We start from the raw sequence: 22,170 nt of genomic DNA, 5'->3' as shown, positions 1-22,170 counted from the left end.
CGAGATGCTCCGTCCCGCCTGTGTAACCTGAACCGGAGAGAGACTTGATGGTGGGAGCTGCCGCCGCGCCCAGGGACCCGGGTGCCAGAACCGCACGGACCGACGCACCGGTTCTCGTCCCGGTCACGTTCACAGTTAACGGCGAGCGGCGCACGCTCGAACTCGACACCCGCACCAGCCTGCTCGATGCCGCGCGCGAGCACCTGCACCTCACCGGATCCAAGAAGGGCTGCGACCACGGCCAGTGCGGCGCCTGCACGATGATCGTCGACGGCCGGCGCATCAATGCCTGCCTGACGCTGGCAATCATGCACCAGGGCGCCGAGATCACCACCATCGAGGGGCTCGGCCAGCCGGACAACCTGCACCCGATGCAGGCGGCCTTCATCCGGCACGACGGCTATCAGTGCGGCTACTGCACGCCGGGCCAGATCTGCTCGGGGGTCGCGGTGCTGGAAGAGATCAAGGCCGGCATCCCGAGCCACGTCACCGCGGATCTCGGCGCCGCGCCTCAGGTGACCGAGGCGGAGATCCGCGAGCGCATGAGCGGCAACATTTGCCGCTGCGGCGCCTATTCCAACATCGTCGAGGCGATGACCGAAGTCGCGGGAGCGCGGGCATGAAGTCCTTCACCTACGAGCGCCCCAGCTCGCCCGCCGAGGCGGCCGCCGCCGTCGCCGCCACGCCGGACGCCAAGTTCATCGCCGGCGGCACCAACCTGCTCGACCTGATGAAGCTGCAGATCGAGACGCCGCGCCACCTCGTGGACGTGAATGGGCTGGGCCTCGACACGGTCGAGCCGACCGAGGAGGGCGGCCTGCGCGTCGGTGCGCTGGTGCGCAACACCGACCTTGCCGCCCATCCGCGGGTGCGCAAGGATTACGGGGTTCTCGCCCGAGCGCTCCTCGCGGGTGCCTCCGGGCAGCTGCGCAACAAGGCGACCACCGCCGGGAACCTGCTCCAGCGGACCCGCTGCCCGTATTTCTACGACACCGCCCAGGCCTGCAATAAGCGCCGGCCGGGCTCCGGTTGCGCGGCGCTCGACGGCGTGAACCGGTCGCTCGCGGTGATCGGTGGCAGCGAGGCCTGCATCGCCACGCATCCGGGCGACATGGCGGTGGCCATGCGGGTGCTCGACGCGACGGTCGAGACGATCGACGCCTCCGGCACCGCGCGCCGGATCCCGATCGCCGCATTTCACCGCCTGCCCGGCGACGCGCCCGAGCGCGACACCAACCTCGAGCCCGGCGAGCTGATCACCGCGGTGACGCTGCCGAAGCCGGTGGCCGGCACGCACATCTACCGCAAGGTCCGCGACCGCGCCTCCTACGCCTACGCGCTGGTCTCGGTGGCCGCCATCTTGGCCAGGGACGGCACCGGCCACGTCGCCTTCGGCGGCGTCGCCCACAAGCCCTGGCGGGTCGAGACCGCCGAGGCCGATCTCCCGAAGGGCGCCAAAGCGGTGACCGATCAGGTCTTCGCCGACGCCAAGCCGACGCCCGAGAATGCGTTCAAGCTGAAGCTCGCCGAGCGGACCCTCTCCGCGGCGCTCAACCAAGCGAGGGCCTGAGCCATGAAGTTCGACTCCCCCGCGGGCCTGAATCCGATCGACCGCCTCAAGGTCGTGGGCCAGCCCACCGACCGCATCGACGGCAAGTACAAGACGACCGGCACCGCGCCCTATGCCTACGAGCGCCACGACGTGGCTCCTGACGCCGCCTACGGCTACGTGATCGGCTCGGCCATCGCCAAGGGGCGCGTGCACCGCATCGATACCGCGGCGGCTCAGGCTGCTCCCGGCGTCATCGCGATCGTCACGACCCTCGACACGCCCCGGATCGAGCGCGGCGTCATGAACGTCGCCTACCTGTTCGGGGGCGACGTGATCCAGCACTACCATCAGGCGATCGCCGTCGTGGTGGCCGAGACCTTCGAGCAGGCCCGGGCGGCCTCCTTCCTGGTCAAGGTCGATTACGCCCCCGAAGCCGGCGCATTCGACCTCACCGAAGCGGCGAAATCGGCCGAGCCGGTCCCGGCCGATAGCGGCGAGGGCAGCGGCGGGAACGGCGAGGAGCGCGTCGGCGATTTCGAGGGCGCCTTCGCGCAGGCCCCCGTGACCCTCGACGCGACCTACACGACCGCCGACGAGAGCCACGCGATGATGGAGCCGCACGCCACCACGGCGGCCTGGCACGGCGACAAGGTCACGCTCTGGACCTCCAACCAGATGATCGGCTGGGGCCACGGCAGCCTCGCCAAGATGCTCGCCCTGCCGAAGGACAAGGTCCGGCTCGACGCGCCCTATGTCGGCGGCGGCTTCGGCGGCAAGCTGTTCGTGCGCGCCGACGCGGTGCTGGCGGCGCTGGCCGCCAAGGCGGCGAAGCGGCCCGTGAAGGTGGCGCTGACGCGGCCGCTCATCGCCAACAATACTACCCACCGGCCGGCCACGATCCAGCGGGTCCGGATCGGCGCCACGCAGGACGGAACCATCACCGCGATTGCTCACGAGAGCACCTCCGGCAACCTGCCGGATGGCGATCCCGAGACGGCGGTCAACCAGACCAAGTTCCTCTACGCCGGGGCGAACCGCCTGACCGCCATGAAGCTCGCGCATCTCGACCTGCCCGAGGGCAATGCCATGCGGGCGCCCGGCGAGGCCCCGGGCCTGGCGGTGCTCGAAGTCGCCATGGACGAGATGGCCGAAAAGCTCGGCCTCGACCCGGTGGCATTCCGCATCCGCAACGACACCCAGGTCGATCCGAACCAGCCGGACCGCGCCTTCTCGCACCGCGACCTCGTGGGCTGCCTGAAGCTCGGCGCGGAACGGTTCGGCTGGGCCAAGCGCAACCCGAAGCCCGGGCAGGTCCGGGACGGGCAGTGGCTCGTCGGGCACGGCATGGCGGCGGCGTTCCGCAACAACATGGTGCTGAAGTCGGGCGCCCGGGTGCGGCTTTCCGCCGACGGCACGGTCACGGTTGAGACCGACATGACCGATATCGGCACCGGCAGCTACACGATCATCGCGCAGACCGCCGCCGAGATGATGGGCGTGCCCCTCGACCGGGTCGTGGCCCGGCTCGGCGACTCGGACTTCCCGGTCTCGTCCGGCTCGGGCGGGCAGTTCGGCGCCAACTCGTCGACCGCGGGCGTCTACGCGGCCTGCGTGAAGCTGCGGGAGGCGGTGGCGCAGAAGCTCGGCTTCAACGCCACCGACGCGGTGTTCGAGGATGGCGAGGTCCGCGCCGGCAACCGCGCCATCCCGTTGTCCCAGGCCGCCGCCGACGGCGAGCTCGTGGCCGAGGACGCGATCGAGTTCGGCAAGTTCTCGAAGACGCAGCAGGTCTCGACCTTCGGGGCCCACTTCGTCGAGGTCGCGGTCGATGCCTATACGGCGGAGGTGCGGGTCCGGCGGATGCTGGCGGTCTGCGCGGCCGGGCGCATCCTCAACCCGAAATCCGCCCGCAGCCAGGTGATCGGCGGGATGGTCATGGGCACCGGCGCGGCGCTGATGGAGGAGCTGGCGGTCGACACCAAGCGCGGCTTCTTCGCCAATCACGACCTCGCCGGCTACGAGGTGCCGGTCCACGCCGACATCCCGCACCAGGAGGTGATCTTCCTCGACGAGGTCGACCCGATGTCCTCGCCCATGAAGGCCAAGGGCGTGGGCGAACTCGGCATCTCGGGGGTCGGCGCCGCGGTGGCGAACGCGATCTACAACGCCACCGGCATCCGCGTGCGCGATTACCCGATCACACTCGACAAACTCCTCGACCGCATGCCGGACGCGGCCTGAGCCGGTCTGCGGGGACGCCCGGTACCGGGCGTCCCCGCGAAGGCCCGCTCTACGGGTCCACGATGTGGAAGCTGGCCCGGGCCCGCATCACGAGGCGGCCGTCCTCGTCGTAGGCCCGGGCGGTGAAGTCGTTCACCCCGGTCGCCGCGCCCTCGTCGTGCAGGAGCGCCGTCAGGGTCCGGCGCAGCAGGTCCCGCAGGGCCGCCCGGTCCGCCAGCACGCTGCCCTCGTCGTCCCGGACCTCGACGTGGTCAGCGGTGTCGATGAAGTAGCGCGGCACGGGGATCTCCGGGATCGGGATGATCGGGGCGGGGGCGCCCGCAAGCCTCACCAGCGGCCGAGCATGGATACAGATCGGATCGGCGGCCGCACGCATCTGAGTTTGAAAGACCGGGCCTTATCTCTCGGCCGCGAAGACCCCTAGACCTGATGAATCCGGGGATTCGAAACAGGAGAGGGACCGCGGATCCCGCGGCCCCGCCCATCGTCGTTTTCTGGACGGGATCAGTACTTCCGGATGATCGGCTCCGGCGCCATCGGCACCGGATCCGCCCCGAACCGGTAGGTCAGGCCGGCGTAGATCGAGAGCGGCTGCGCCAGGGTCGTGGTCCGCGGGTCGTTGATCGACAGGTTGCCGGCGACCGTCCCCGTCTCCGCGAAGGTGCCGAACGTGGCGTAGCGGTTGTTGGTCAGGTTGGTGATCAGCCCGAAGATCTCCAGGTTCTTGCTGACCTGATACTTCGTCGTCAGGTTCATCACGTAGTAGGCCGGCAGCTTGCGGTTGAGGTTCGATTCGTCGCCCCGGTAGTAGGACGACGAGAAGGCCGAGACGTTGAGGCCGAAGCGCCAGTTCGGGGTGATGCTGTACTCGAAGCCCGCCTTGATCTGATGATCGGGGATCAGCGGGATCTTGTCGCCCGGCCGGACGCGGATGCCGCCGTTCGGGATCACGTCGCCGCCCACGGCGCCGCCGGCCGCACCCGTGCTCGCCAGCGGGTTGTTGGGCGACGAGAGGGTCGCGTTGAACTGGAAGGTCGCGTCGACCAGGGCGTAGTTGGCGTAGACCAGCAGGTCAGGCGTGACCGCGTACTCGGCGCTGACCTCGATACCCTGGCGCCGGGTCGCCGGGACGTTGATGTAGTAGGCGCGGGCGGCGTTGCCGGCGACGGCGACCTGATAGAGGTCGTTGGTCAGGTCGGTGCGGTAGACACCGGCCTTGTAGGTGAGGGCGCCGCCGGACAGGAAGGCCGGGATCACGCCGCGGAAGCCGGCCTCGTAGGTCCGGCCGGTGACCTGCTTGAGCGGCGGATCCGCCACCAGCGAGTTCGGCAGCAGGCACGGCTGGGTCGGGCTTGAGCAGGACAGTTCCAGCGGGGTCGGCGCGCGGTTCGACTCCGAGTAGCTGCCGTAGAGGTTGAGCGCCGGGTCGAACTGGTAGGTCAGGCCCGCGAGCGGGTTGACCTTGGTATACTCGTGGGCGCCGGTCACGTCCGGCGAGAACCCGGTCTGGTCCCGGGTCTGGATGCGGGCGTAGTTGAGCCGGAAGCCGCCGGTCAGCGACAGCCGGCCAGTCACGTCCAGCGTGTCGGTGGCGTAGAGGCCGAGATACAGGGTCGAGCCGCTGACATTGCTCGGCGCGAGGCCGATCGCCCCGAGGGTGCGGATGTCCGGCGTGCCGAGGCCCGGGATCGTGCCGTAATACGGGTTGTTCGGGTCGGTGGTGATCGACAGGTTCGGGTTGATCACGCCCAGGGTGCTGGACGACTTGAACGCGAAGGTGGAGGCGTCGACGCTGCCGCCGACCACGAAGGCATTGTTCAGGCCGAAGATCCGGTCGCGGTTGGCCGCCTGGAGCGAGCCGCCGTAGGATTCGGCCTGGGTGAGGGTCGTGTCGATCGTGCCGTACGGGATGTTCCGCAGGAACGGGATCGTCCGGTTGTTCAGGCCGAGGATCGCGAACTGGTTGGCGTAGGCCCGGCGCGCCGCCACCTGGCTGGTGGGCGGCGCGTTCACGTTGAACGCGTCGTCCTGGTAGCAGAGGAAGCCCCGGAAGCTTGAGCGGCTGCTGCAATTCTCGAAGTTACCCTGGTTGCCGTCGACGTAGGTCTCGCTGAAGCGCCGGTAATAGGCGTTGCCGGCGAGATCCCAGGTCGGCGAGAGGTCGACCCGGCCGGTCAGCTGGAGCGTGCCGACCTGCGTCGTCTGGGTCTGCGGGTAGGTGAAGATCGCCCGCGGATCGAGATGGGTGAAGTCCACCGGCGTGGCCGCGGCCGCGCCGTAGAAGCTGCGGGCAGCGAGCCCGATCAGGTGGAACTCCGAATCCTGCGAGCGGTAGCCGATATCGCCGTAGAGCCGGCCGATCGTGCTTGGGTTCTGGTAGCGCCAGCCGCGGTCGTTCAGGCCGTCGCCGGTGACGTAGAAGCTCCAGGGGCCGGAGATCTTGCCGTACTCGAGGTAGCCGGCGGTGCGCGCGTCCGATCCGCCCCAGGCTGAGATCTCGGTGCCCTGCCAGGTGAAGCCGTTCTTCATCTGGATGTTGACCGCGCCGCCGAGGGCGTTGAGGCCGAAGACCGGGTTGCCGGTGACGACGTCGATGCGCTGGATCGCCTGCGGGGGGATCAGGTCGAAATTGACGACGTCGCCGAAGGCCTCGTTGATGCGCACGCCGTTCTGGTAGACGGCCAGCCCCTGCGGCACGCCCTGCACCGACGAGGCCGTGAAGCCGCGGTAGCTGAGGTCGACCCGGTTCGCGTTGCCCTGCGAATCGTTGAGGTTCACCCCGGGGGTCCGCCGCGCCAGCGTGGCGATCACGTTGTCGGAGCCCTGATCGACCGCGATCTGCCGCGCCGTGACGGTCTCGACGGTGCTGGGGATCTTGTTGAGCGGCTGCTCGGAGCCGCGCAGCCGCACCCCGCCGGCCGGGACCGGCAGCATCGGCGCGTCCTGGGCGAGGGTGTCGAGGTTCTGCGCGCCGCTGGAATTGCCGCCGCCCACACCCAGCGGCGACGTCGAGACGACGCTGATCTCACCGAGGGTGACGGCTTGTTGAGCTTGCGCGACACCGGGCAACAGCGCCACGGACGCGATCAAGCTGCCTCGCAGGGCACGCATATCTTCCCCCAACCTGAATTCATGGCACGCGCCGCTTCTCGTCGGCTGCGTGAGCCTCACTGATCTCGGGCCGGGTCGCGATCTCAATTCACATTCTGTTTAATCCCCGTCGGGGACGATCTGGAGGCGCGAATGATCGGGTCTGTGGCGCAAAGTCCACAAAGCGCAAAGATTAGCGCAAGTCTTCGGGACTATTGTGAAGAATATCCCGGGATAATTGCGCAATGAGAGCGGTGGCGGGCGGCGGCGTCCGATGCCCTGCGCCCGGCCGCCGGGACAAGACCCGGGCTCACGGCGGGGACAGGCGGACGGCGACCTCGTTCCGGCGCAGGAACGGGATCGCGAAGGGCGGGTCGTACCCCATGACGAACGGCGCCCCCGCCGGTGCGCGGCCGGCCGCCGCCAGGACCGCGGCGAGGATGCGCGTCTGCGCGGCCCGCGCCTCCGGGGTGAGGCGGCCGGAGAAGCGCAGGGCCGCGATCCGCTCGGCCGGGACCTCGACCAGCCGGACCCCCGGCTCGGTCGGCGCCGGCGCCCCGGCCGCCGCCACCGAGCGCGGCAGGAAGAACCGCATCGTGCCGGTCCCGGCCTGCTCCACCGGGACCGTCATGGCGATGCGCTGGCCGCCGCTCTCCACCGGCGCCGTCATGGCGATGCGCTCGCCCGCCCGGTTCGCGCCGGTGATGTAGCGGAACAGCCGCCCGAAGGCGTCGCCGTCGCCCTGCCCGCGTGCGTCGGTCTCGACCGCGCGGCGCGGCGCGTAGGACCGGATCTCGACCCCGCGGTCGAGGCGCTCGACGACCGTGTAGGCGGGCTGCTCGTAGAGCGCCCGCACGCCGAAGATCCCGAGGATCGCCTCCAACAGGGTGACGAGCGCGTACATGACCCTGTCCATGGCGGAACCTCCGAGAGCGGGCGCAGGCGCCGCCCGTGCGGCCTTTCGAACAGATGGCGCCGCGCCTGCCGGTCGCCTCCGGGCTGCGGCATCAGGCCCCCATCAGATCGGGGATCGCGCTCCGGAGGCGGAAGAAGCCGCGGGTGGCCAGGGGCCAAGCCCGGGAATCCCAGGATCGGCGGACCCGGAGGCAGCCCGGCGGCAGGGCCTCCGCCGAGGGGCCGACCGGTGCCCAGGGAGTTACCACAGGCAGCGCGCCGGCCCAGCCGTCGTGCACGGGCGCGGCCGGGCAGCCGAAATGGGCCTCGGCGCGGGCCAGGGCGTCGGCCAGAGCCGCCGCGTCGGCCGCGCGGACTTGGTCGACCGCCCCCTCGGCGTGGGCGAGCAGGCCGCCAATGCGGGCCACCCCCGCGGGCCCGAGGGGGAGGCTCTCGGGATGCAGGTCGTCGAGATGCAGCAGCAGGGCGACCGCGCCGTCGGGCGGGGAATCGGCCGGGGCAAGGGGCACCTCCCGCGGCGGCATCGCCTCCTCCAGCGGCGCGGCGGTCTCGTCGAGCCCGGCGGGATCGTGGCGCCCGTCGGTGTAGTGCCGGATGTTGTCGCGTCGCGCGCGGTAGGGTTTGCCCCGGGTGTGGAGGCCGGCCACCCACCGCCAGGACAGGGTGTTGCTGGCCGGGTCGCCGTCGAGCAGGTGCCGCAGGAACAGGTCGGCCCCCAGCTCCCAGGGCAGGCGCAGGGTGAATATCCAGATCGAGGCGAACCACATGCGGGCGTGGTTGTGCAGCCAGCCCTCCTGGGTGAGGTGGGAGGCCCAGGCATCGAAGCCATCGAGGCCCGTGCGCCCCGCCGCAGCCTGTTCGTAGGTCCGGCGCAGGCCGGGCTCGGCCGAAAGGCGCGCCCGCGCGGCCGCCAGCCCGTCGCGATACGCCGTCCAGGCGCCAGGATGGGTTTCGAGATGGCCCTTGAAATAGGTTCGCCAGAACACCTCCGAGACGAAGGCCGCCGCACCCGCGGGGCCGAAGGCGCGCTGCGCCGCCCGGGCGACCTCGTCCTCGGTCAGCAACCGGCGGCGCAGGTAGGGCGACAGGGCGGAGGTTGTCGGCGTCGCGCCGGGCCCGCGATCGGTGTTGCGAGCCGCGGTATAGGCGGCGCCGGGACCGGCCAGGAAGGCCGCCAGGGCCTCAAGGCCGGCCGCGCGGGTCATGGGAAACGGCGGGGACATGGACCTGATCTAGGACCCCGATCTCGCCCGGCAGCGGCCCGACGCCCGGCATGTCACGATTCGGTCCCGGTGCAGGTTCGCCCCGGTGCAGGTCTGCCCCGGCTGGATCCGCCCGTGCGTCAGGTCCGCGTGGGTTTCGGCCGCGCCCGCCTCCTGCCGATGACCTTGCGCAGCACGCGCGAGACCTGGTCGGCCGAGTATGGCTTGTGCAGCAATTCGAAGCCGCGGGTCCCTTCCTGGGCGAGGACATGGCTGTAGCCGGATGCCAGCACCACCGGCAGGTGCGGCATCCGCCGACGGAGGATCCGGGCCAGTTCGATCCCGCCCATGCCGGGCATGACCACGTCCGAGAACACGACGTCGAAGGTCGCGCCGTCGGCCCCGAGCTGATCGAGCGCCTCCTCGGCATTCGCCGCCCAGGTCGTGGCGTAGCCGAGATCCTCCAGGATCTGCGTGGCGAAGCGGCCGACCTCGATATTGTCCTCCACCACCAGCACCCGCTGCCCCGCGCCGCCCGGATCGATCTCGGCCGTCTCCGCGGCAGCATCGCCGCCGGACGGCTCGGGCTCGACCTGCGGCAGGTAGAGCGTGAAGGTCGCGCCGCGGCCGGGCGCGCTCTCCACGGCGACGTCGCCGCCCGACTGCTTGGCGAAGCCGAAGACCTGGGACAGGCCGAGGCCGGTACCCTTGCCGACTTCCTTGGTGGTGAAGAACGGCTCGAACACCCGCGCCAGGACGTCCGGCCCGATGCCGGTGCCGGTGTCGACGAGGGCGATCGCCGCGAACGGCCCGGCAGCGCCCGCATGGCCGCGGATCGGCGGCAGCGCCGCGCCGCAGCGCAGCCGCAGGGTCAGCGTGCCGGCGCCGTCCATCGCGTCCCGGGCGTTCACCGCCATGTTGACCAGGGCGGTCTCGAACTGGCTGAGGTCCACCCGGACGAAGCAGGGATGGTCCGGTAGCTCGGTCACCACCGTGATGCGGGCCCCCGTGACCGTATCGAGCAGGTCGGCCACGCCGCGCAGCCGCGCCCCGACATCGAGGGTCTCGGGTTTCAGCGCCTGCCGTCGGGCGAAGGCGAGGAGCTGCCCGGTGAGCTTGGCCGCACGGTCCACCGTCTCCGAGACGGCGTTGAGGTAGCGGGACCGGCGTTCCTCCGCGAGATCCGGCCGGCGCAGGAAGTCCACCGACGAGCGGATGATCGTCAGGAGGTTATTGAAGTCGTGCGCCACGCCGCCCGTGAGCTGGCCCACCGCTTCCAGCTTCTGCGACTGCCGTAGCGCCTCCTCGGCGTGCCGGAGTGCCTCGGCCTGGGCCTTCTCGGCGGTGACGTCGCGGCCGTAGGCGTAGACGCGGTCGCCCTCGACGGAGGTGCGCCAGGAGATCAGGCGCGGGGTGCCGTCCTTGTGCCGGTAGCGGTTCTCGAAATCGGTCAGGTCGCGCGCGGCCGCGGCGGCTTCGAGCGCCGCCTGGGTCGGGCCCGCATCCTCGGGCCAGATGAAGTCCAGGAAGCTGTGGCCGACCACCTCGGCCGGCTCGTGCCCGAGAATGGTGTGCCAGGCCGGATTGACCGCGCGGAAGATGCCGTCGGCCCCGATGACGGCCAGCAGGTCGCGCGAGTTGCGCCAGACCCGGTCGTGCTCGGCCGTGCGCTCGGCCACGCGCTGCTCCAGGGTCTCGTTGAAGCGCACGAGCTCGGCCATGAGCCGCTTCTGGTCGTCGATGTCGGTGCTGGTGCCGACCCAGCGGGTGACCGTGCCGTCCGCCGCCAGGACCGGCTGCGCCCGCGCCAGGAACCAGCGATAGGTGCCGTCGGCGCGGCGCAGGCGGTACTCGGACTGGTAGTCGGCCCGCGATCGGACGGCCGCCCGCCATTCCGCGGCGACCCGGTCCTGATCGTCGGGATGGATGATCCCCCGCCAGCCCGCGCCCTCGAGGGTGCCGGGCTCCCGGCCCGCATAGGCGTAGACGCGCTCGTTGAACCAGTTCGCCGCCCCGGCCGCGTCGGTCGCCCAGACGAAGTTCGGCAGCACCTGCGACAGGACCCGGAACTGCGCCTCGCTGGCGCGCAGGGCCTCCTCGGCCTGCTTGCGGGCGGTGATGTCGATCGCCGTGCCGATCACCCGCACGCAGCGTTCGCCCTCGAAGATCCCGCGCCCCTTGGCGGCGATCCAGCGCACGACCCCGTCCTCCTTGCCGACGGTGCGGTACTCGACGTCGTACAGGGCGCGCCGCGCAGGATCGAGGGCGGAGGCGTAGGCCGCGCTCGTCGCCTCTCGGTCTTCAGGATGCAGGCCCGCGTAGTAATCGGCCATCGAGACCGGCACCTCGGCCGAGATTCCGAACATGGCCTTGACCCGCGCCGGCCAGAACAGGGTGTCGGCGACGACGTCGACGTCCCAGAGGCCGATCTCCGCCGACTCGGTGGCCAGCCGCAGGCGCCGCTCGCTCTCCCGCAGCTGCTCCTCGGTCCGGCGGCGCAGGGTGTCGTCGAGATGCAGCCCGTCCCAGACCAGGGTGTCGCCGACGCGCCGGGGGGCCGAGATGATGCGCGTCCAGACGCGGGTGCCGTCGGGCCGGCGCATCGGCGCCTCGACATCGAAATGCGCGACATCGCGGATCGCGGCGGCCTCGGCCTCGGCGATGCCGGCCCGGTATTCCGGAAGGATGAGGTCGTAGGCGACGGCCGGGTCGGCGAGCACCGCCTCGGCCGGCACGCCGGTCATGCGCTCGAAGCCCTGCGAGACGTAGACGAAGCGCCGGTCCGCGCCATCCAGGCCCGTGGCGAGCTGATAGACGTAGCCGCCCGGGAGGTGGTCGGTGAGCGCCCGGATCCGCGCCTCCGCCTCGCGCAGGCGCGCCTCGGCCTGGACGCGGCCGGTCGTCTCCGTGCAGGCGCAGTGCAGGCCGACGACCCGGCCGGCCTCGTCGCGCACCGGCGCGTACGAGAAGGTGAACCAGGTCGGCTCGTCATAGCCGTGCCGGTTCATGGTCAGCGGCATGTTCTCGGACCACGTCGCCGCGCCTGCGAGCGCCCGGTCGATCAGGGGGCCGATCTCCGGCCAGATCTCTGACCAGACGTCGCGGAAGCGCGCGCCGAGCGCCGCGGGATGCTTGTCGCCGAGGATCTCCGCATAGGCGTCGTTGTAGAGGAAGACGAGGTCGGGCCCGAACGCCACGAACATCGGGAACCGCGATCCCAGGATCAGGCTCAGCGTCGCCTGCAGGCAGGGACGCCAGGTGTCTGGCGGTCCGAGGGGCGAGCCGGACCACTCGTGGGCGCGCATTCGGGCGCCCATCGCCCCGCCCTCCGCGAGGAAGGGCAGATCCGCGGTCCTGACGGTCTCAGACATGGGACAGGGACAGGCTCCACGATGGGCATCGCTCGGCCTGACGCCACCGTTCCGGTCGCAGGGCCGGCTGACAGGGCGGCCTCGCACCGGCGCGGAGTGGCCGTACGGTGCCCGCAGACCCATCGGTGCCCCAGCGCGCGGGCCGGTGCAACCGCCTCGATCAGGTCAGGCCCTCCGATGGCCGCGACCCGTGTGGAGGACGCCCTGAAGACGCCTCAGGCGCTCCTGTCGCGGCCCGAGATCAGGCGGAGCTGCGCCGTTGGGCGGGACGCCAGGGCGGCGGCCACCTTGCCCTCGAGTTCGCCGACCCGGAACGGCTTCAGTACGATCCCGTCGATGCCGACGGCGCCGGCCTTGGTCAGGGCCGTGGTGTCGGCGAAGCCGGTGACGAACAGAACCGGCAGCGCCGGCCAGCGCTTCCGGACCTCCAGAGCCGTCTCGGCCCCGTTCATGCCGGGCATGGCGAAGTCCATCACGACGAGGTCGACGCCCGGATCCGCTTCGAGGGCGGCCAGCGCCTGGAGGCCGGAGGCGGCCTCGCGCACCGCGTAGCCGGCCTCGATCAGGCGGGTCGTCGTCACCTCGCGCACCTCGGCGTCGTCATCGACCACCAGGAGCCGGGGCCCGCCGCCGGGCGGATGCGTCCGCGTGGTCTCGGACGGGACAGGCATGCGGGGCACATGTCCCTCCGCCTCCGCGGCCCGGGGGAGATAGACCTTGATCGAGGTGCCCTCGCCGGCGACCGTGTCGATGCGGATGCCGCCGCCGGATTGCTTGACGAAGCCGTAGACCTGGGCGAGCCCGAGACCTGATCCCTTGCCGACCTCCTTGGTGGTGAAGAACGGCTCGAACACCCGGGCCAGCACGTCCGGCGTCATCCCGGTGCCGGTATCGCTCACCGCCACCATGACGTAGGCGCCGGGCGCCGGCTGCTCGGGCCGCGTCGGCGCCCCGGTGACGGTGACATTGGCGGTCTCGATGGCGAGCCGGCCGCCGACCGCCATCGCGTCGCGGGCGTTGATGGCGAGGTTGAGGATCACGAGCTCGATCTGGGTGGCGTCGACCAGGGCGGCCCACAGGTCGGCCTGCAGGGTCGTCTCGATGCGGACCGCACCGCCGATCGAACTCTGCAGCAGGTCCCGCATCGAGGCGACCGTCTGGTTGAGGCTGATCGGCTTCGGCTCCAGGCGCTGGCGGCGCGAGAAGGCGAGGAGCTGCGCCGTGAGCCGGGCGCCGCGCTCGGTGGCCCCGCGCATCATCGCAAGGCGACGCTTCGAGCGGGTGTCGGAGACGGCGCGCTCCAGGAACTCGATATTGCCGGCGATCACCGTGAGCAGGTTGTTGAAATCGTGCGCGACGCCGCTCGTGAGCTGCCCGACCGCGTCCAGGCGCTGGGCGAGCCGCAGCGCATCCTCCGCCCGCTCCCGCTCGACGATCTGGGCCTGGAGGGCATCGTTCGCCTCCGCGAGTTCCCGGGTCCGCTCGGCGATGCGCGCCTCCAGGGTCTCGTTGAGCGCCTGCAGGGCGGCCTCGGCGTCGCGCTTGTCGGCGCGCGACCGCGCCTCGGCCAGCGCCCGGACGATCGTGCGCGGCATCCGGTCGAGGCGCTGCTTGACGACGTAGTCGGTGGCGCCGTTCTTGAGGGCCTCGACGGCCACATCCTCGCCGAGCGTTCCCGAGCAGAAGATGAACGGGGTGTCCGGGCATTGCGTCCGGGCGATCCCGAGGGCGCTCACCCCGTCGAAGGTCGGCAGGACGTAATCCGCCAGGATCAGGTCGTACCGGCCGGCGACCGCCGCGCGGGCGAAGGCGTCGCGGGTCATCACCCGCTCGATGGCGATCGGATGCCCGAGCGACTCCAGCTCGGCCTCGATCAGCTCGGCGTCGAGGTCGCTGTCCTCCAGGTGGAGGATGCGCAGCGGGCCCGCGGAATGTCCGATCACGCGTTCGATGGCCAGCCTCCCCGGTATGGCGGCGGCTCGTTGAGGAGGGCCCAGAACACGCCGATCTCCTTGATCGCCGCGAAGAATTCCTCGAAGGCGACCGGCTTCACCACGAAGGCGTTCACCCCGAGGTCGTAGGATCGCACGAGGTCGGTCTCCTCGCGGGAGGAGGTCAGCATGACAACGGGAATCGTGCGGGTGACCGGGTCACCCTTAATCTTGGCGAGGACCTCCAGGCCGTCGACCTTCGGGAGCTTCAGGTCGAGCAGCACCACCGCGGGATCCTGGGCCTGCCGCTTCTCGTGCGCGCCCCTCCGATAGATGAAGTCGAGGGCCTCGGCCCCGTCGCGGCAGATGACGATCTCGTTGGCGAGCTGGCTCGATTCCAGCGCCGCGAGCGTCAGCTCGATGTCGTTCGGGTTATCCTCGACGAGGAGGATCGGCTTCAGGCCTGCCATGTCGGTTCCGTCATGTCAGTGCGCCTCCTCCCGGATGGGCAGGGTGAAGTAGAAGGTGGCGCCCTCACCGAGCTTGCCCTCGGCCCAGGTCCGGCCGCCGTGGCGCTCGACGATGCGGCGGACATTGGCGAGGCCGATGCCCGTGCCCTCGAACTCCTCGACCCGGTGCAGCCGCTGGAAGACGCCGAACAGCTTGTCGACATAGGCCATGTCGAAGCCGGCGCCGTTGTCGCGCACGAAGTAGACCGCCTCGCCCTCCCGGGGCGGGAGGCTGCCCATCGCGATCACCGCCTCCGAGGTGCCACGGGTGTATTTCACCGCGTTCGACAGCAGATTCTCGATGACGAGCCGCAGCATGACCGGGTCGGCATAGGCGCGGCCGAGCGGTGCGATCTCCCAGCGGATGGTCCGATCGGGGGTGACGTCGCGCAGGACCTTCCGGCGGACCTCCTCGACCAGGGCATTCATGTCGCCCCAGACCTTGTTCAGGGCATGCCGGCCCATCTGCGAGAAGCTCAGGAGGCTGTCGACCAGGGTTCCGGCCGAGAAAGCCGCCTCGATGATGGTCTCCACGTAGTGCCGACCCTTGTCGGAGAGCTGAGCGCCCTCGCGGGTCTTCAGCAGGTTCGCGTAGCCGACGATGTGGCGGAAGGGAGCGCGCAGATCGTGGCTGACGGAATAGGAGAACGCCTCCAGCTCCTTGTTCGAACGCTGCAGCTCCTCGCTCATGGCGGCCAGTTCCTCGGCCCGCCGCAGCACGATGCCGAGCACCGAGGCGCGCAGATCCTTGGCGGCCTCCACCTCCGGGACTGACCAGGGCAGGGAGCGGCTCTTCACGGTCTCCTTCCAGATCTCGAACGACTTGCGCGGGTGCAGCCGGTCTGCGCCGCCGTCCGGGTCGGGCTGGACGGCCTTCACGGGATTGCCGCCCCACTTCACCGTCCGCACCACCTCGGGCCTGAACCAGAGGATGTAGCTCGCGTATTTCTTCGAGACCGAGATCGCGAGGAGACCGCTCGCCCGGTCGGCGAAGTCAGCGGCCGCTGGAAACGCCTCCGACAGGGCCTCGGAGATGAAGACCTCCTCGGCGTCGTCGCGCTCCGACAGCCACCGGTACAGGGCGCGGACCTCACGCTCGGACGGCGTCGCTCCGAGCAGCCGGCAGCGATCCGCCGTCACCACCGCGGCGCCGGTGGCGTCCACCAGGGCCAGGACGTCGTCGGGATGGTTGAGCAGGCCGTCGACGAAGCTGTCCTCCTCGGCCATGAATCCGAGAAGGCGCGCCTGCACGGCGCCGAGCGCCAGACGCGTCTCGGACTGCGCACCGCGCTCGCGGGCCGAGAGCTGCAGGGCGAAGATCTGGGTGAGCACGTCGCAGGCGTTGCGCGCCTGGAGGGGCACGCGCTTGGGCACGCGGTTGTGGCAGGAGATCAGGCCCCAGAGCGCGCCGTCCACGAGGATCGACACCGACATGGAGGCCATCGTACCCATGTTGCGCATGTACTCGACATGGACCGGCGAGACCGAGCGCAGCACCGACTGGCTGAGATCCAGCGGCATGCCGGAGGGCGTGGTGGCCGGCCGGATCGGCACTGGGACGTAGCCGGCATCGGGGATGATGCGCAGCCGGTTCCGGCGGTAGAGCTCGCGCGCCTGGACGGGGATGTCGGAGGCGGGGAAGCGCAGGTCGAGGTAGGAGGGCAGCACGCCGTTGCTGGCTTCGGCCAGCACCGTGCCGTGCCAGTCGCGGTCGAACCGGTAGACGAGGGCGCGGTCGAGGCCGGTGATCTGGCGGATGTCGTCGGCGACGAACTGGCAAAGGTCCTCGACGGTGAGGGCGGTCTGCAGGCGCTCGACGAAGGCCCGCAGGCGCGGCGTGAGCACGTCGACGCCGATCTCGGCCGCGTCCGTGTCGATCTCCTCCAGTTCCAGCACCACGAGGTCGTCGACCCGATGGGCCGCCACCTCGTAGGCTTGGCGGCCGCCATTGGTCTCCAGCGTCACGGTGCGGAGATAGAGGGCGCCATCCTGGGGCTCCGCCGCCGCGAGGTGGCGCCGGACGACGGCCGCGACCTCGGGCAGAGCCGCGTCGAGGTCGGTCCCGACCACCGCCGCCGCGGGGGCATTGGCGCTCGCCTGGACGATGGCGAGGGACCGGACATCAAGGCTGAGCAGGAATCCGTGCGGCTGGACGCTGCCGACGATGTGGATGGGCTCGCGGTCGCAGGCGGTCAGGTCGAGACGCTGGGCTGCGCCACTTCGAAGGTTCAAGCCGGGTTCGCCTCCTCATCGGGTCGGCTGCAAAGTTAACGCGTGTTAGCAGCCGATCCGGGCGGTTCCTATAGGTTTAAAGAACCGGTTCGCGCGGGATTCCGGTCTCTTTGGCGGAGTGCCCCTGGGCGGCGAAGGCGGACGGCCCCCGATCCGCCTCGCACGCGCGACGCCAGGTCACACGGTCGGCGCGCACCGGATGCCGGATCTCGCCGGACCCCGCGAGGGATCCTGTGGCAGCGTCCCGGCGACCCGGGACCATACACAGCACGGGCGGGCCGGCCGCACGGTCAGCCGCGCCCGAGCGTGTAGAATTCGGGGTTGGGCCGCAGGTTGGTCACGTTGGCCAGCCGGTTCGACAGGCCGAAGAAGGCCGCGATGGCGGCGATATCCCAGGCATCCGCGTCGTCGAAGCCGTGAGCCCTCAGCGCCGCGAACGCGGCCTCGCCGACCTGATGCGCGGACTGGCTGACCAGCATGGCGAAATCGAGCATCGCCTTCTGCCGATCGGTGATGTCGGCCTTGCGGTAGTTGATCGCAACCTGATCGGCGATCAGCGGGTCCTTGGCGCGGATCCGGAGGATCGCACCATGGGCGATCACGCAGTACTGGCACTGATTCATGGCCGATGTCGCCACGACGATCATCTCGCGCTCGGCCTTGGTCAGGTTGCCCGGCTTGTCCATGAGGGCGTCGTGATAGGCGAAGAAGGCCCGGAATTCCTCCGGACGATGGGCGAGGACCAGGAACACGTTCGGGATGAAGCCGGACTTCTCTTGGACCGCCTCGATCCGCGCGCGGATGTCTGCCGGCAGCGCCTCCAGGCGGGGGACCGGGAAGCGGCCGATCGGGGCGTCTTCGGCTGACATGGGCGCGCTCCTCGCAGATCGAGCCGGCGCCCGGGGCCGCCGGCCGTCCCGCGCAGCGGATAGACCGAACGGTCGCTTCAACGCAATCGACCGCGGCGGCACCTTCGTCGCCCGGCGCATCCGCTACCCCGCGGGTGAACGGGCGCGATGGCAGGTGGCCGTCACCACGGCCGCGAACGCGCTGCGCCTGACGGGATCGAGCCGCGGACCGCGCTGACGGGCGCGCCGGGCACCGGCCCGGTGCAAGACTGCCTTGAAGACCGCCTTGAAGTCCGCTTTGGGCCGGCGCCCCGCCTACGCGACGCGCCCCGCTCACCGCGAGAAGGTCGTGGCCGTCTGTGCAGTCGAGACCATCGTGTTGTAGTCGTTGACGATCCAGGTCACGTCGCGCCCGGCGCCGCGGCGGGCGTCGCCTTTGGCCCTGGCGAGCTTGGCGTCGAATTCGCGCAGCTTACCCAGGAGCGAGCGCGGCCGGCTCTCAAACACGTGGAAGGAGTTCGGATTGGCGGCGCTGTACCCGTCCATGTCCTTGACGGCGACCGCGTAGCGCCCGAGTGCGGCCTCGAAGGCGGCCATGTCGACGACCGGCTTGGCGTCGGTGGGCAGCAGGTCCATGACCTTGCGCGCCTCGGTCATCACGTTCGCGACGTGCCAGCGGGCCTTGCGGCCCTCCCGCGCCTCGATGGCGGCGAGTTCGAGGGCGTCGCTCTTCTCCTTCTCGACGCGGAACACGGCGTCGACCTTGGCGCGCGCGGCCAGGAAGGCCGGCCCCGCGACGGCGAGCTTGGCGTGGAGCGCTTTGCCCTGCTCCATCTTGTCCGCGCGATAATCCTGCCGCTCGTAATAGCCCTCCGCCTCGGTGATCGTCGGGGCGAGCGCCTGGTAGGTGGCGATGTAGTTCTTCATGGCGCCGTCGAGTTCCGGCATCGCGGGCGGCTGCGCCATCGCGGCCTCCGCCTTCGCGATCTCGCCGCGCACATCGTAGAGCCCGTAGAGGCCGTAGATGGTCCGCTCGCGGCCGGTCGGACCGGTCTTCATGTTGACCCAGCTCTGATAGCGGCTGAGCGATTCCTGCGCCCGCAAGGTCCGGTTGAGGAGCCCGACATAGGCGTTGAGCTTGCGGATCCTCTCCTGCGCGGGGTCGACATCGGGCTTGGCCGTCTGCCCCGCCGGGGCGGGGGCAGGCGCGGGTGCCTGCGCGAGGGCAGGGGAGGCGGCGAGCAGCATCGTCACGACCCGGCAAGTGGCCGCTGTCAGGGTCCTCGTTCTCATGGGCACAGGGGATCCTCCAGATTCGTTCGGCCCATGTAGCCGGCGTCCGGCATGAAGACCAGATGCGAAAACCCGTGTCATTCGGGCAGTATAGACCCGAAGACCAACAAGGGCGCTTCATTGCGGAAAATCAAAAGTCACATGCTTGATCATTTATACGAAGATGCTGGTCTCGCCAGACCCGACAGAATCGGCCGTCGGACGCGCATTTCTGATCGAGCCGGGCCGTCCATTCGGACGTCAGGATTTCCGCCGGGGCGGAATCTCAGGGGCCGGACGTCGCAGCGGTCCCGGATCCTGCCCCATCCGGCCGATCCGTGGTCGGCGGGCGCCGGGCATGATTGCGCGTCGGCCCGGCAGAGAGGCACCGCCGGCAGCCTGACCTCACACCAGGAGCATCGACGGCCGGAGGCTGCCCGACATACCCCTTCGTTTGGACGGGGCGTCGACGAGCCCGGGACCGGCGCGACCCCGTCCCGGCCCGCGGACGCGGATCAGATAGAGGATTGGACGATGCTCGACCGCCATCCCCGCATCCTGGCCGATCTGCGTGCCCGGCTGGCCGAGCCGCAGCGCGTCTATCACGCCCAGGCGCATGTCGACGCGCTGCTAGAGGCGTTCCGCGCCCGCCGCGCGACTGTCCGGAGTCCCGACGCCGTAGAACTGGCGATCTGGTTCCACGACGCCGTCTACCGGCCGGGCGCCTCCGACAACGAGCGCCGCAGCGCCGTGCTCCTGCGGACGCTCATGGACGGCCTGGTCCCGGCGGCCACGCTGGCGGCGGCCGAGACGATGATCCGGGCGACCGAGCGGCATGCCGTCCCCGACGGTCTCCCGGCCGCGCTCGCCGCGGACGTCGCCGTCTTCCTCGACATGGACATGGCGATCCTGGGGGCGGCGCAAGCCGCCTATGACGACTACGCTGCGGGCGTGGCACGGGAGTTCATCCCGGCCGTCGGCGAGGCGGCCTACCGACAGGGGCGCACGGCCTTCCTGCGCGGGCCCCTCGAATCCGGCCGGCCGCTGTTCCTTACGGACCAGGCCCGGGCAGAGCTGGAGGGGCCGGCGCGGTCGAACATGCGGCGCGAGTTGGCGACGCTGGACCGAAGACGCGCAGCGGCCCAGGCCCGCGATCCGGTCACGGGTCGATGAGGTGCGGTACGAAGCGGGCCCGGTCGGTCGTGATGAGGCCGTCCGATTCGCGCAGGCACAGGCCGGCGGGTCGGTCCCCGACCATCCAGCTGCCGATCAGCGCGCGCCCGCCGGCGAAATTGGGCAATTCGGCCAGGGCCTGCCGCACGTAGCCTTCGCCGCCGTAGGGACCCGCGCCATGTGCCGCGACGGCGCCGTCGCGCACGATCAGCACGTTGGCGCCCTCGCGCCCGTAGAGGGGTTTCCTGACGAAGCTCCGGCCCAGCGCGGCCTTGGCGGGGTCCTCCTCGAAGAAGGTTGGCAGCAGGTTGGGATGGCCGGGCTCCATTCCCCAGAGATGCGCCAGCAGCCCCTTGTTGGAGAGCACCGCCTTCCACGGCGGCTCCAGGAAGCGGGTCGTCGCCGTGCCGACCGCGCGGCCGAACCGGTCGGCGAACATCCATTCCCATGGATAAAGCTTGAACAGGCAGCCGATCGGGGCTCCGGCCTCGTCCACGAAGCGCCCGTCCTCCGCGAGCCCGATCGCCTCGACCGACAGGAAGGGGGCGGCGCGGCCGGCCTGGAGCGCGCAATCCTGAAGATAGGCCAGCGTGCCGCGATCCTCCGGCGCGTCGGGGAAGCCCGCGAAGGCGACACCCTCCGGCGGCGCCACCGCGGCGAAGCGCGCGACCAGCGCCTCGTGCAGGGTGTTGAACTGGTCGGCGCCGACGGGGAGGCGTCCCCGCGCCAGCCCGTCCTCCAGCCACAGCCACTGGAAGACCGCGCTCTCGTAGAGGGCGGTCGGCGTATCGGCATTGTACTCGAGGAGCTTGGCCGGCCCTTCCTCCGCGTAGCTGAAGTCGAAGCGCCCATACAGGCTGGGATCGCGCCGTTCCCAGCTCGCCCGGATCGCGTCCCAGGCATGCTCGGGAATCCGCAGCGAGGCGAGAATCGCCTCATCCCGGACTGCCCGGTCCACGAAGGCAAGGCAGAGATCGTGCAGCGCGGCGCTCGGCGCCTCGATGGCGTCCTCGATCTCCGCGAGGCTGAAGGCGTAATAGGCGCTCTCGTCCCAGTAGCGAGCGCCGTCGAACGTGTGGAAGGTGAAGCCGGCCCGCGCGGCGTGGAGCCGCCAGTCGGGCCGCTCCGGGATCGCCACGCGGCGCATCAGCCGCCTCCGATTCCGCCCGCGCGGCCGCCCGAGCCTCCGGAGAACGCCGTCGCGCGCCCGGTGCCGCCGAAGCCGCCGCGGCTGATCGTGCGCGGGGTCGTGCTCGTGGTGCGGGCGACCGAGGCAGGGACATGGACCCGCGAGGCGCCGCCCGCATAGGCGACCCGGCCGCCCGCGCCGGTGCAGTAGCCGCCCCCGTGTCCGGCCGTCCCCGCCGCGTCGCGCTCCTCTTCGGGCGCGTGCGCGTAGAGCGGCTGGATCGGCAGGTCCTGAGCGTCCGTCCGCCCCATCATGAAGGCGGCCATGACCGGCAGGTAGCGGCCATTCGCGGCCGCCGTGACCTGCTCGCCCGGCGTGCAGCCGCTGCTCCCGTGGTGGCGCTGGCAATCGGCCTCGGTCTCGTAGCGCGGCGCCGTCGCCGCGTACGTCTCCTGCGCGGTCTTGTAGGCGGCGATGCAGGCCTCAGCGCTGCGCAGCTGCTGGGCGATGCAGGCGCCGAGACTCCCGTAGACGAGCGCCTCCTCCTCCCGCTGGGACGAGTCGAGGCCGCCGAGGGTCAGGGCGGCCGCGCCCGCACCGGCGACCAGAACCAGCGACACGGCGGCCGAGCGCTTGGAGCGGCGGGTGGCGGTGGAGCCGGTTGCTGGCGCGCCGGCGGCTTCGGGAGCGGGCGCGGTCTCCATC

Annotated in this window: 16 protein-coding genes; 4 read left to right on the top strand and 12 right to left on the bottom strand. The window is 70.8% G+C overall.

Features of this window, described 5'->3' with window-relative positions:
- Window positions 1-47 precede the first annotated feature (47 nt).
- Genes paoA through paoC form a run of 3 tightly spaced genes read left to right on the top strand, consistent with a single transcriptional unit; the run spans window position 48 to window position 3,793 of the window.
- Window positions 48-623, top strand: coding sequence for an aldehyde dehydrogenase iron-sulfur subunit PaoA (gene paoA / locus BLT59_RS17230; RefSeq protein ID WP_091782743.1), 576 nt, complete (start codon window positions 48-50; stop codon window positions 621-623).
- Complete coding sequence (locus tag BLT59_RS17225) at window positions 620-1,570, top strand: FAD binding domain-containing protein (protein ID WP_091782741.1); 951 nt, start codon at window positions 620-622, stop codon at window positions 1,568-1,570. The genes paoA and BLT59_RS17225 overlap by 4 nt, the downstream gene beginning before the upstream one ends.
- A 3-nt stretch (window positions 1,571-1,573) precedes the next feature.
- Complete coding sequence (paoC, locus tag BLT59_RS17220; protein WP_091782738.1) at window positions 1,574-3,793, top strand: aldehyde oxidoreductase molybdenum-binding subunit PaoC; 2,220 nt, start codon at window positions 1,574-1,576, stop codon at window positions 3,791-3,793.
- A gap of 49 nt (window positions 3,794-3,842) precedes the next feature.
- On the opposite strand, the gene BLT59_RS17215 is transcribed toward paoC, so the two are convergent.
- From BLT59_RS17215 to BLT59_RS17165, 10 genes are all read right to left on the bottom strand, one after another.
- Window positions 3,843-4,073, bottom strand: a complete 231-nt coding sequence (locus BLT59_RS17215) for a DUF6894 family protein (RefSeq protein ID WP_091782824.1) — start codon at window positions 4,071-4,073, stop codon at window positions 3,843-3,845.
- Between the two features lie 224 nt (window positions 4,074-4,297).
- Complete coding sequence (locus tag BLT59_RS17210) at window positions 4,298-6,904, bottom strand: TonB-dependent receptor (RefSeq protein ID WP_091782734.1); 2,607 nt, start codon at window positions 6,902-6,904, stop codon at window positions 4,298-4,300.
- A gap of 289 nt (window positions 6,905-7,193) precedes the next feature.
- Window positions 7,194-7,799 (bottom strand): SOUL family heme-binding protein, encoded by a 606-nt coding sequence (locus BLT59_RS17205; protein WP_091782731.1) that lies wholly within the window; start codon window positions 7,797-7,799, stop codon window positions 7,194-7,196.
- 91 nt (window positions 7,800-7,890) lie between these two features.
- Window positions 7,891-9,021, bottom strand: a complete 1,131-nt coding sequence (locus BLT59_RS17200; RefSeq protein WP_091782728.1) for an FAD-binding domain-containing protein — start codon at window positions 9,019-9,021, stop codon at window positions 7,891-7,893.
- Between the two features lie 119 nt (window positions 9,022-9,140).
- On the bottom strand, window positions 9,141-12,371 hold the full coding sequence (locus BLT59_RS17195) for a PAS domain-containing protein (protein ID WP_091782724.1): 3,231 nt from the start codon (window positions 12,369-12,371) through the stop codon (window positions 9,141-9,143).
- A gap of 215 nt (window positions 12,372-12,586) precedes the next feature.
- The gene (locus BLT59_RS17190) at window positions 12,587-14,314 is read right to left on the bottom strand and encodes a response regulator (protein WP_091782721.1); all 1,728 of its coding nucleotides are present in this window, start codon (window positions 14,312-14,314) and stop codon (window positions 12,587-12,589) included.
- Entirely contained in the window at window positions 14,311-14,772 is a 462-nt protein-coding gene (locus BLT59_RS17185; protein ID WP_091782717.1) for a response regulator, read from the bottom strand. Before BLT59_RS17185 ends, BLT59_RS17190 begins: the two co-directional genes overlap by 4 nt.
- Before the next feature lie 15 nt (window positions 14,773-14,787).
- A complete protein-coding gene (locus tag BLT59_RS17180) occupies window positions 14,788-17,043 on the bottom strand; it encodes an ATP-binding protein (protein WP_091782714.1) in 2,256 nt (751 codons plus the stop codon).
- 290 nt (window positions 17,044-17,333) lie between these two features.
- The gene (locus BLT59_RS17175) at window positions 17,334-17,912 is read right to left on the bottom strand and encodes a peroxidase-related enzyme (protein WP_091782711.1); all 579 of its coding nucleotides are present in this window, start codon (window positions 17,910-17,912) and stop codon (window positions 17,334-17,336) included.
- Window positions 17,913-18,224: 312 nt separating this feature from the next.
- Window positions 18,225-19,184, bottom strand: coding sequence for a YiiG family protein (locus BLT59_RS17165; protein WP_091782705.1), 960 nt, complete (start codon window positions 19,182-19,184; stop codon window positions 18,225-18,227).
- A gap of 513 nt (window positions 19,185-19,697) precedes the next feature.
- Between BLT59_RS17165 and BLT59_RS17160 the strand changes: the two genes are divergently transcribed.
- Window positions 19,698-20,336 (top strand): HD domain-containing protein, encoded by a 639-nt coding sequence (locus BLT59_RS17160; RefSeq protein ID WP_091782701.1) that lies wholly within the window; start codon window positions 19,698-19,700, stop codon window positions 20,334-20,336.
- Here BLT59_RS17160 and BLT59_RS17155 read toward each other — a convergent pair.
- Both BLT59_RS17155 and BLT59_RS17150 read right to left on the bottom strand, forming a co-directional pair.
- Window positions 20,323-21,483, bottom strand: coding sequence for a glutathionylspermidine synthase family protein (locus tag BLT59_RS17155; protein WP_091782699.1), 1,161 nt, complete (start codon window positions 21,481-21,483; stop codon window positions 20,323-20,325). The genes BLT59_RS17160 and BLT59_RS17155 overlap by 14 nt on opposite strands.
- Window positions 21,483-22,169: a DUF1190 domain-containing protein gene (locus BLT59_RS17150; protein WP_091782696.1), complete on the bottom strand. Its 687-nt coding sequence runs from the start codon at window positions 22,167-22,169 to the stop codon at window positions 21,483-21,485. Before BLT59_RS17150 ends, BLT59_RS17155 begins: the two co-directional genes overlap by 1 nt.
- Window position 22,170 lies beyond the last annotated feature (1 nt).

Source organism: Methylobacterium sp. UNC378MF (assembly GCF_900103195.1).
Classification (GTDB): Bacteria; Pseudomonadota; Alphaproteobacteria; order Rhizobiales; family Beijerinckiaceae; genus Methylobacterium.
Note: the sequence above shows the minus strand (reverse complement) of the source record. Positions and strands in the feature narration are given on the sequence as shown.

What these genes read in the sequence shown, in the direction of transcription:
- paoA (WP_091782743.1), top strand. Translation starts at nt 48, where the DNA reads ATGGTGGGAGCTGCCGCCGCGCCCAGGGACCCGGGTGCCAGAACCGCA.
- BLT59_RS17225 (WP_091782741.1), top strand. Translation starts at nt 620, where the DNA reads ATGAAGTCCTTCACCTACGAGCGCCCCAGCTCGCCCGCCGAGGCGGCC.
- paoC (WP_091782738.1), top strand. Translation starts at nt 1,574, where the DNA reads ATGAAGTTCGACTCCCCCGCGGGCCTGAATCCGATCGACCGCCTCAAG.
- BLT59_RS17210 (WP_091782734.1), bottom strand. Translation starts at nt 6,904, where the DNA reads ATGCGTGCCCTGCGAGGCAGCTTGATCGCGTCCGTGGCGCTGTTGCCC.
- BLT59_RS17205 (WP_091782731.1), bottom strand. Translation starts at nt 7,799, where the DNA reads ATGGACAGGGTCATGTACGCGCTCGTCACCCTGTTGGAGGCGATCCTC.
- BLT59_RS17200 (WP_091782728.1), bottom strand. Translation starts at nt 9,021, where the DNA reads ATGTCCCCGCCGTTTCCCATGACCCGCGCGGCCGGCCTTGAGGCCCTG.
- BLT59_RS17195 (WP_091782724.1), bottom strand. Translation starts at nt 12,371, where the DNA reads ATGTCTGAGACCGTCAGGACCGCGGATCTGCCCTTCCTCGCGGAGGGC.
- BLT59_RS17185 (WP_091782717.1), bottom strand. Translation starts at nt 14,772, where the DNA reads ATGGCAGGCCTGAAGCCGATCCTCCTCGTCGAGGATAACCCGAACGAC.
- BLT59_RS17175 (WP_091782711.1), bottom strand. Translation starts at nt 17,912, where the DNA reads ATGTCAGCCGAAGACGCCCCGATCGGCCGCTTCCCGGTCCCCCGCCTG.
- BLT59_RS17165 (WP_091782705.1), bottom strand. Translation starts at nt 19,184, where the DNA reads ATGAGAACGAGGACCCTGACAGCGGCCACTTGCCGGGTCGTGACGATG.
- BLT59_RS17160 (WP_091782701.1), top strand. Translation starts at nt 19,698, where the DNA reads ATGCTCGACCGCCATCCCCGCATCCTGGCCGATCTGCGTGCCCGGCTG.
- BLT59_RS17155 (WP_091782699.1), bottom strand. Translation starts at nt 21,483, where the DNA reads ATGCGCCGCGTGGCGATCCCGGAGCGGCCCGACTGGCGGCTCCACGCC.
- BLT59_RS17150 (WP_091782696.1), bottom strand. Translation starts at nt 22,169, where the DNA reads ATGGAGACCGCGCCCGCTCCCGAAGCCGCCGGCGCGCCAGCAACCGGC.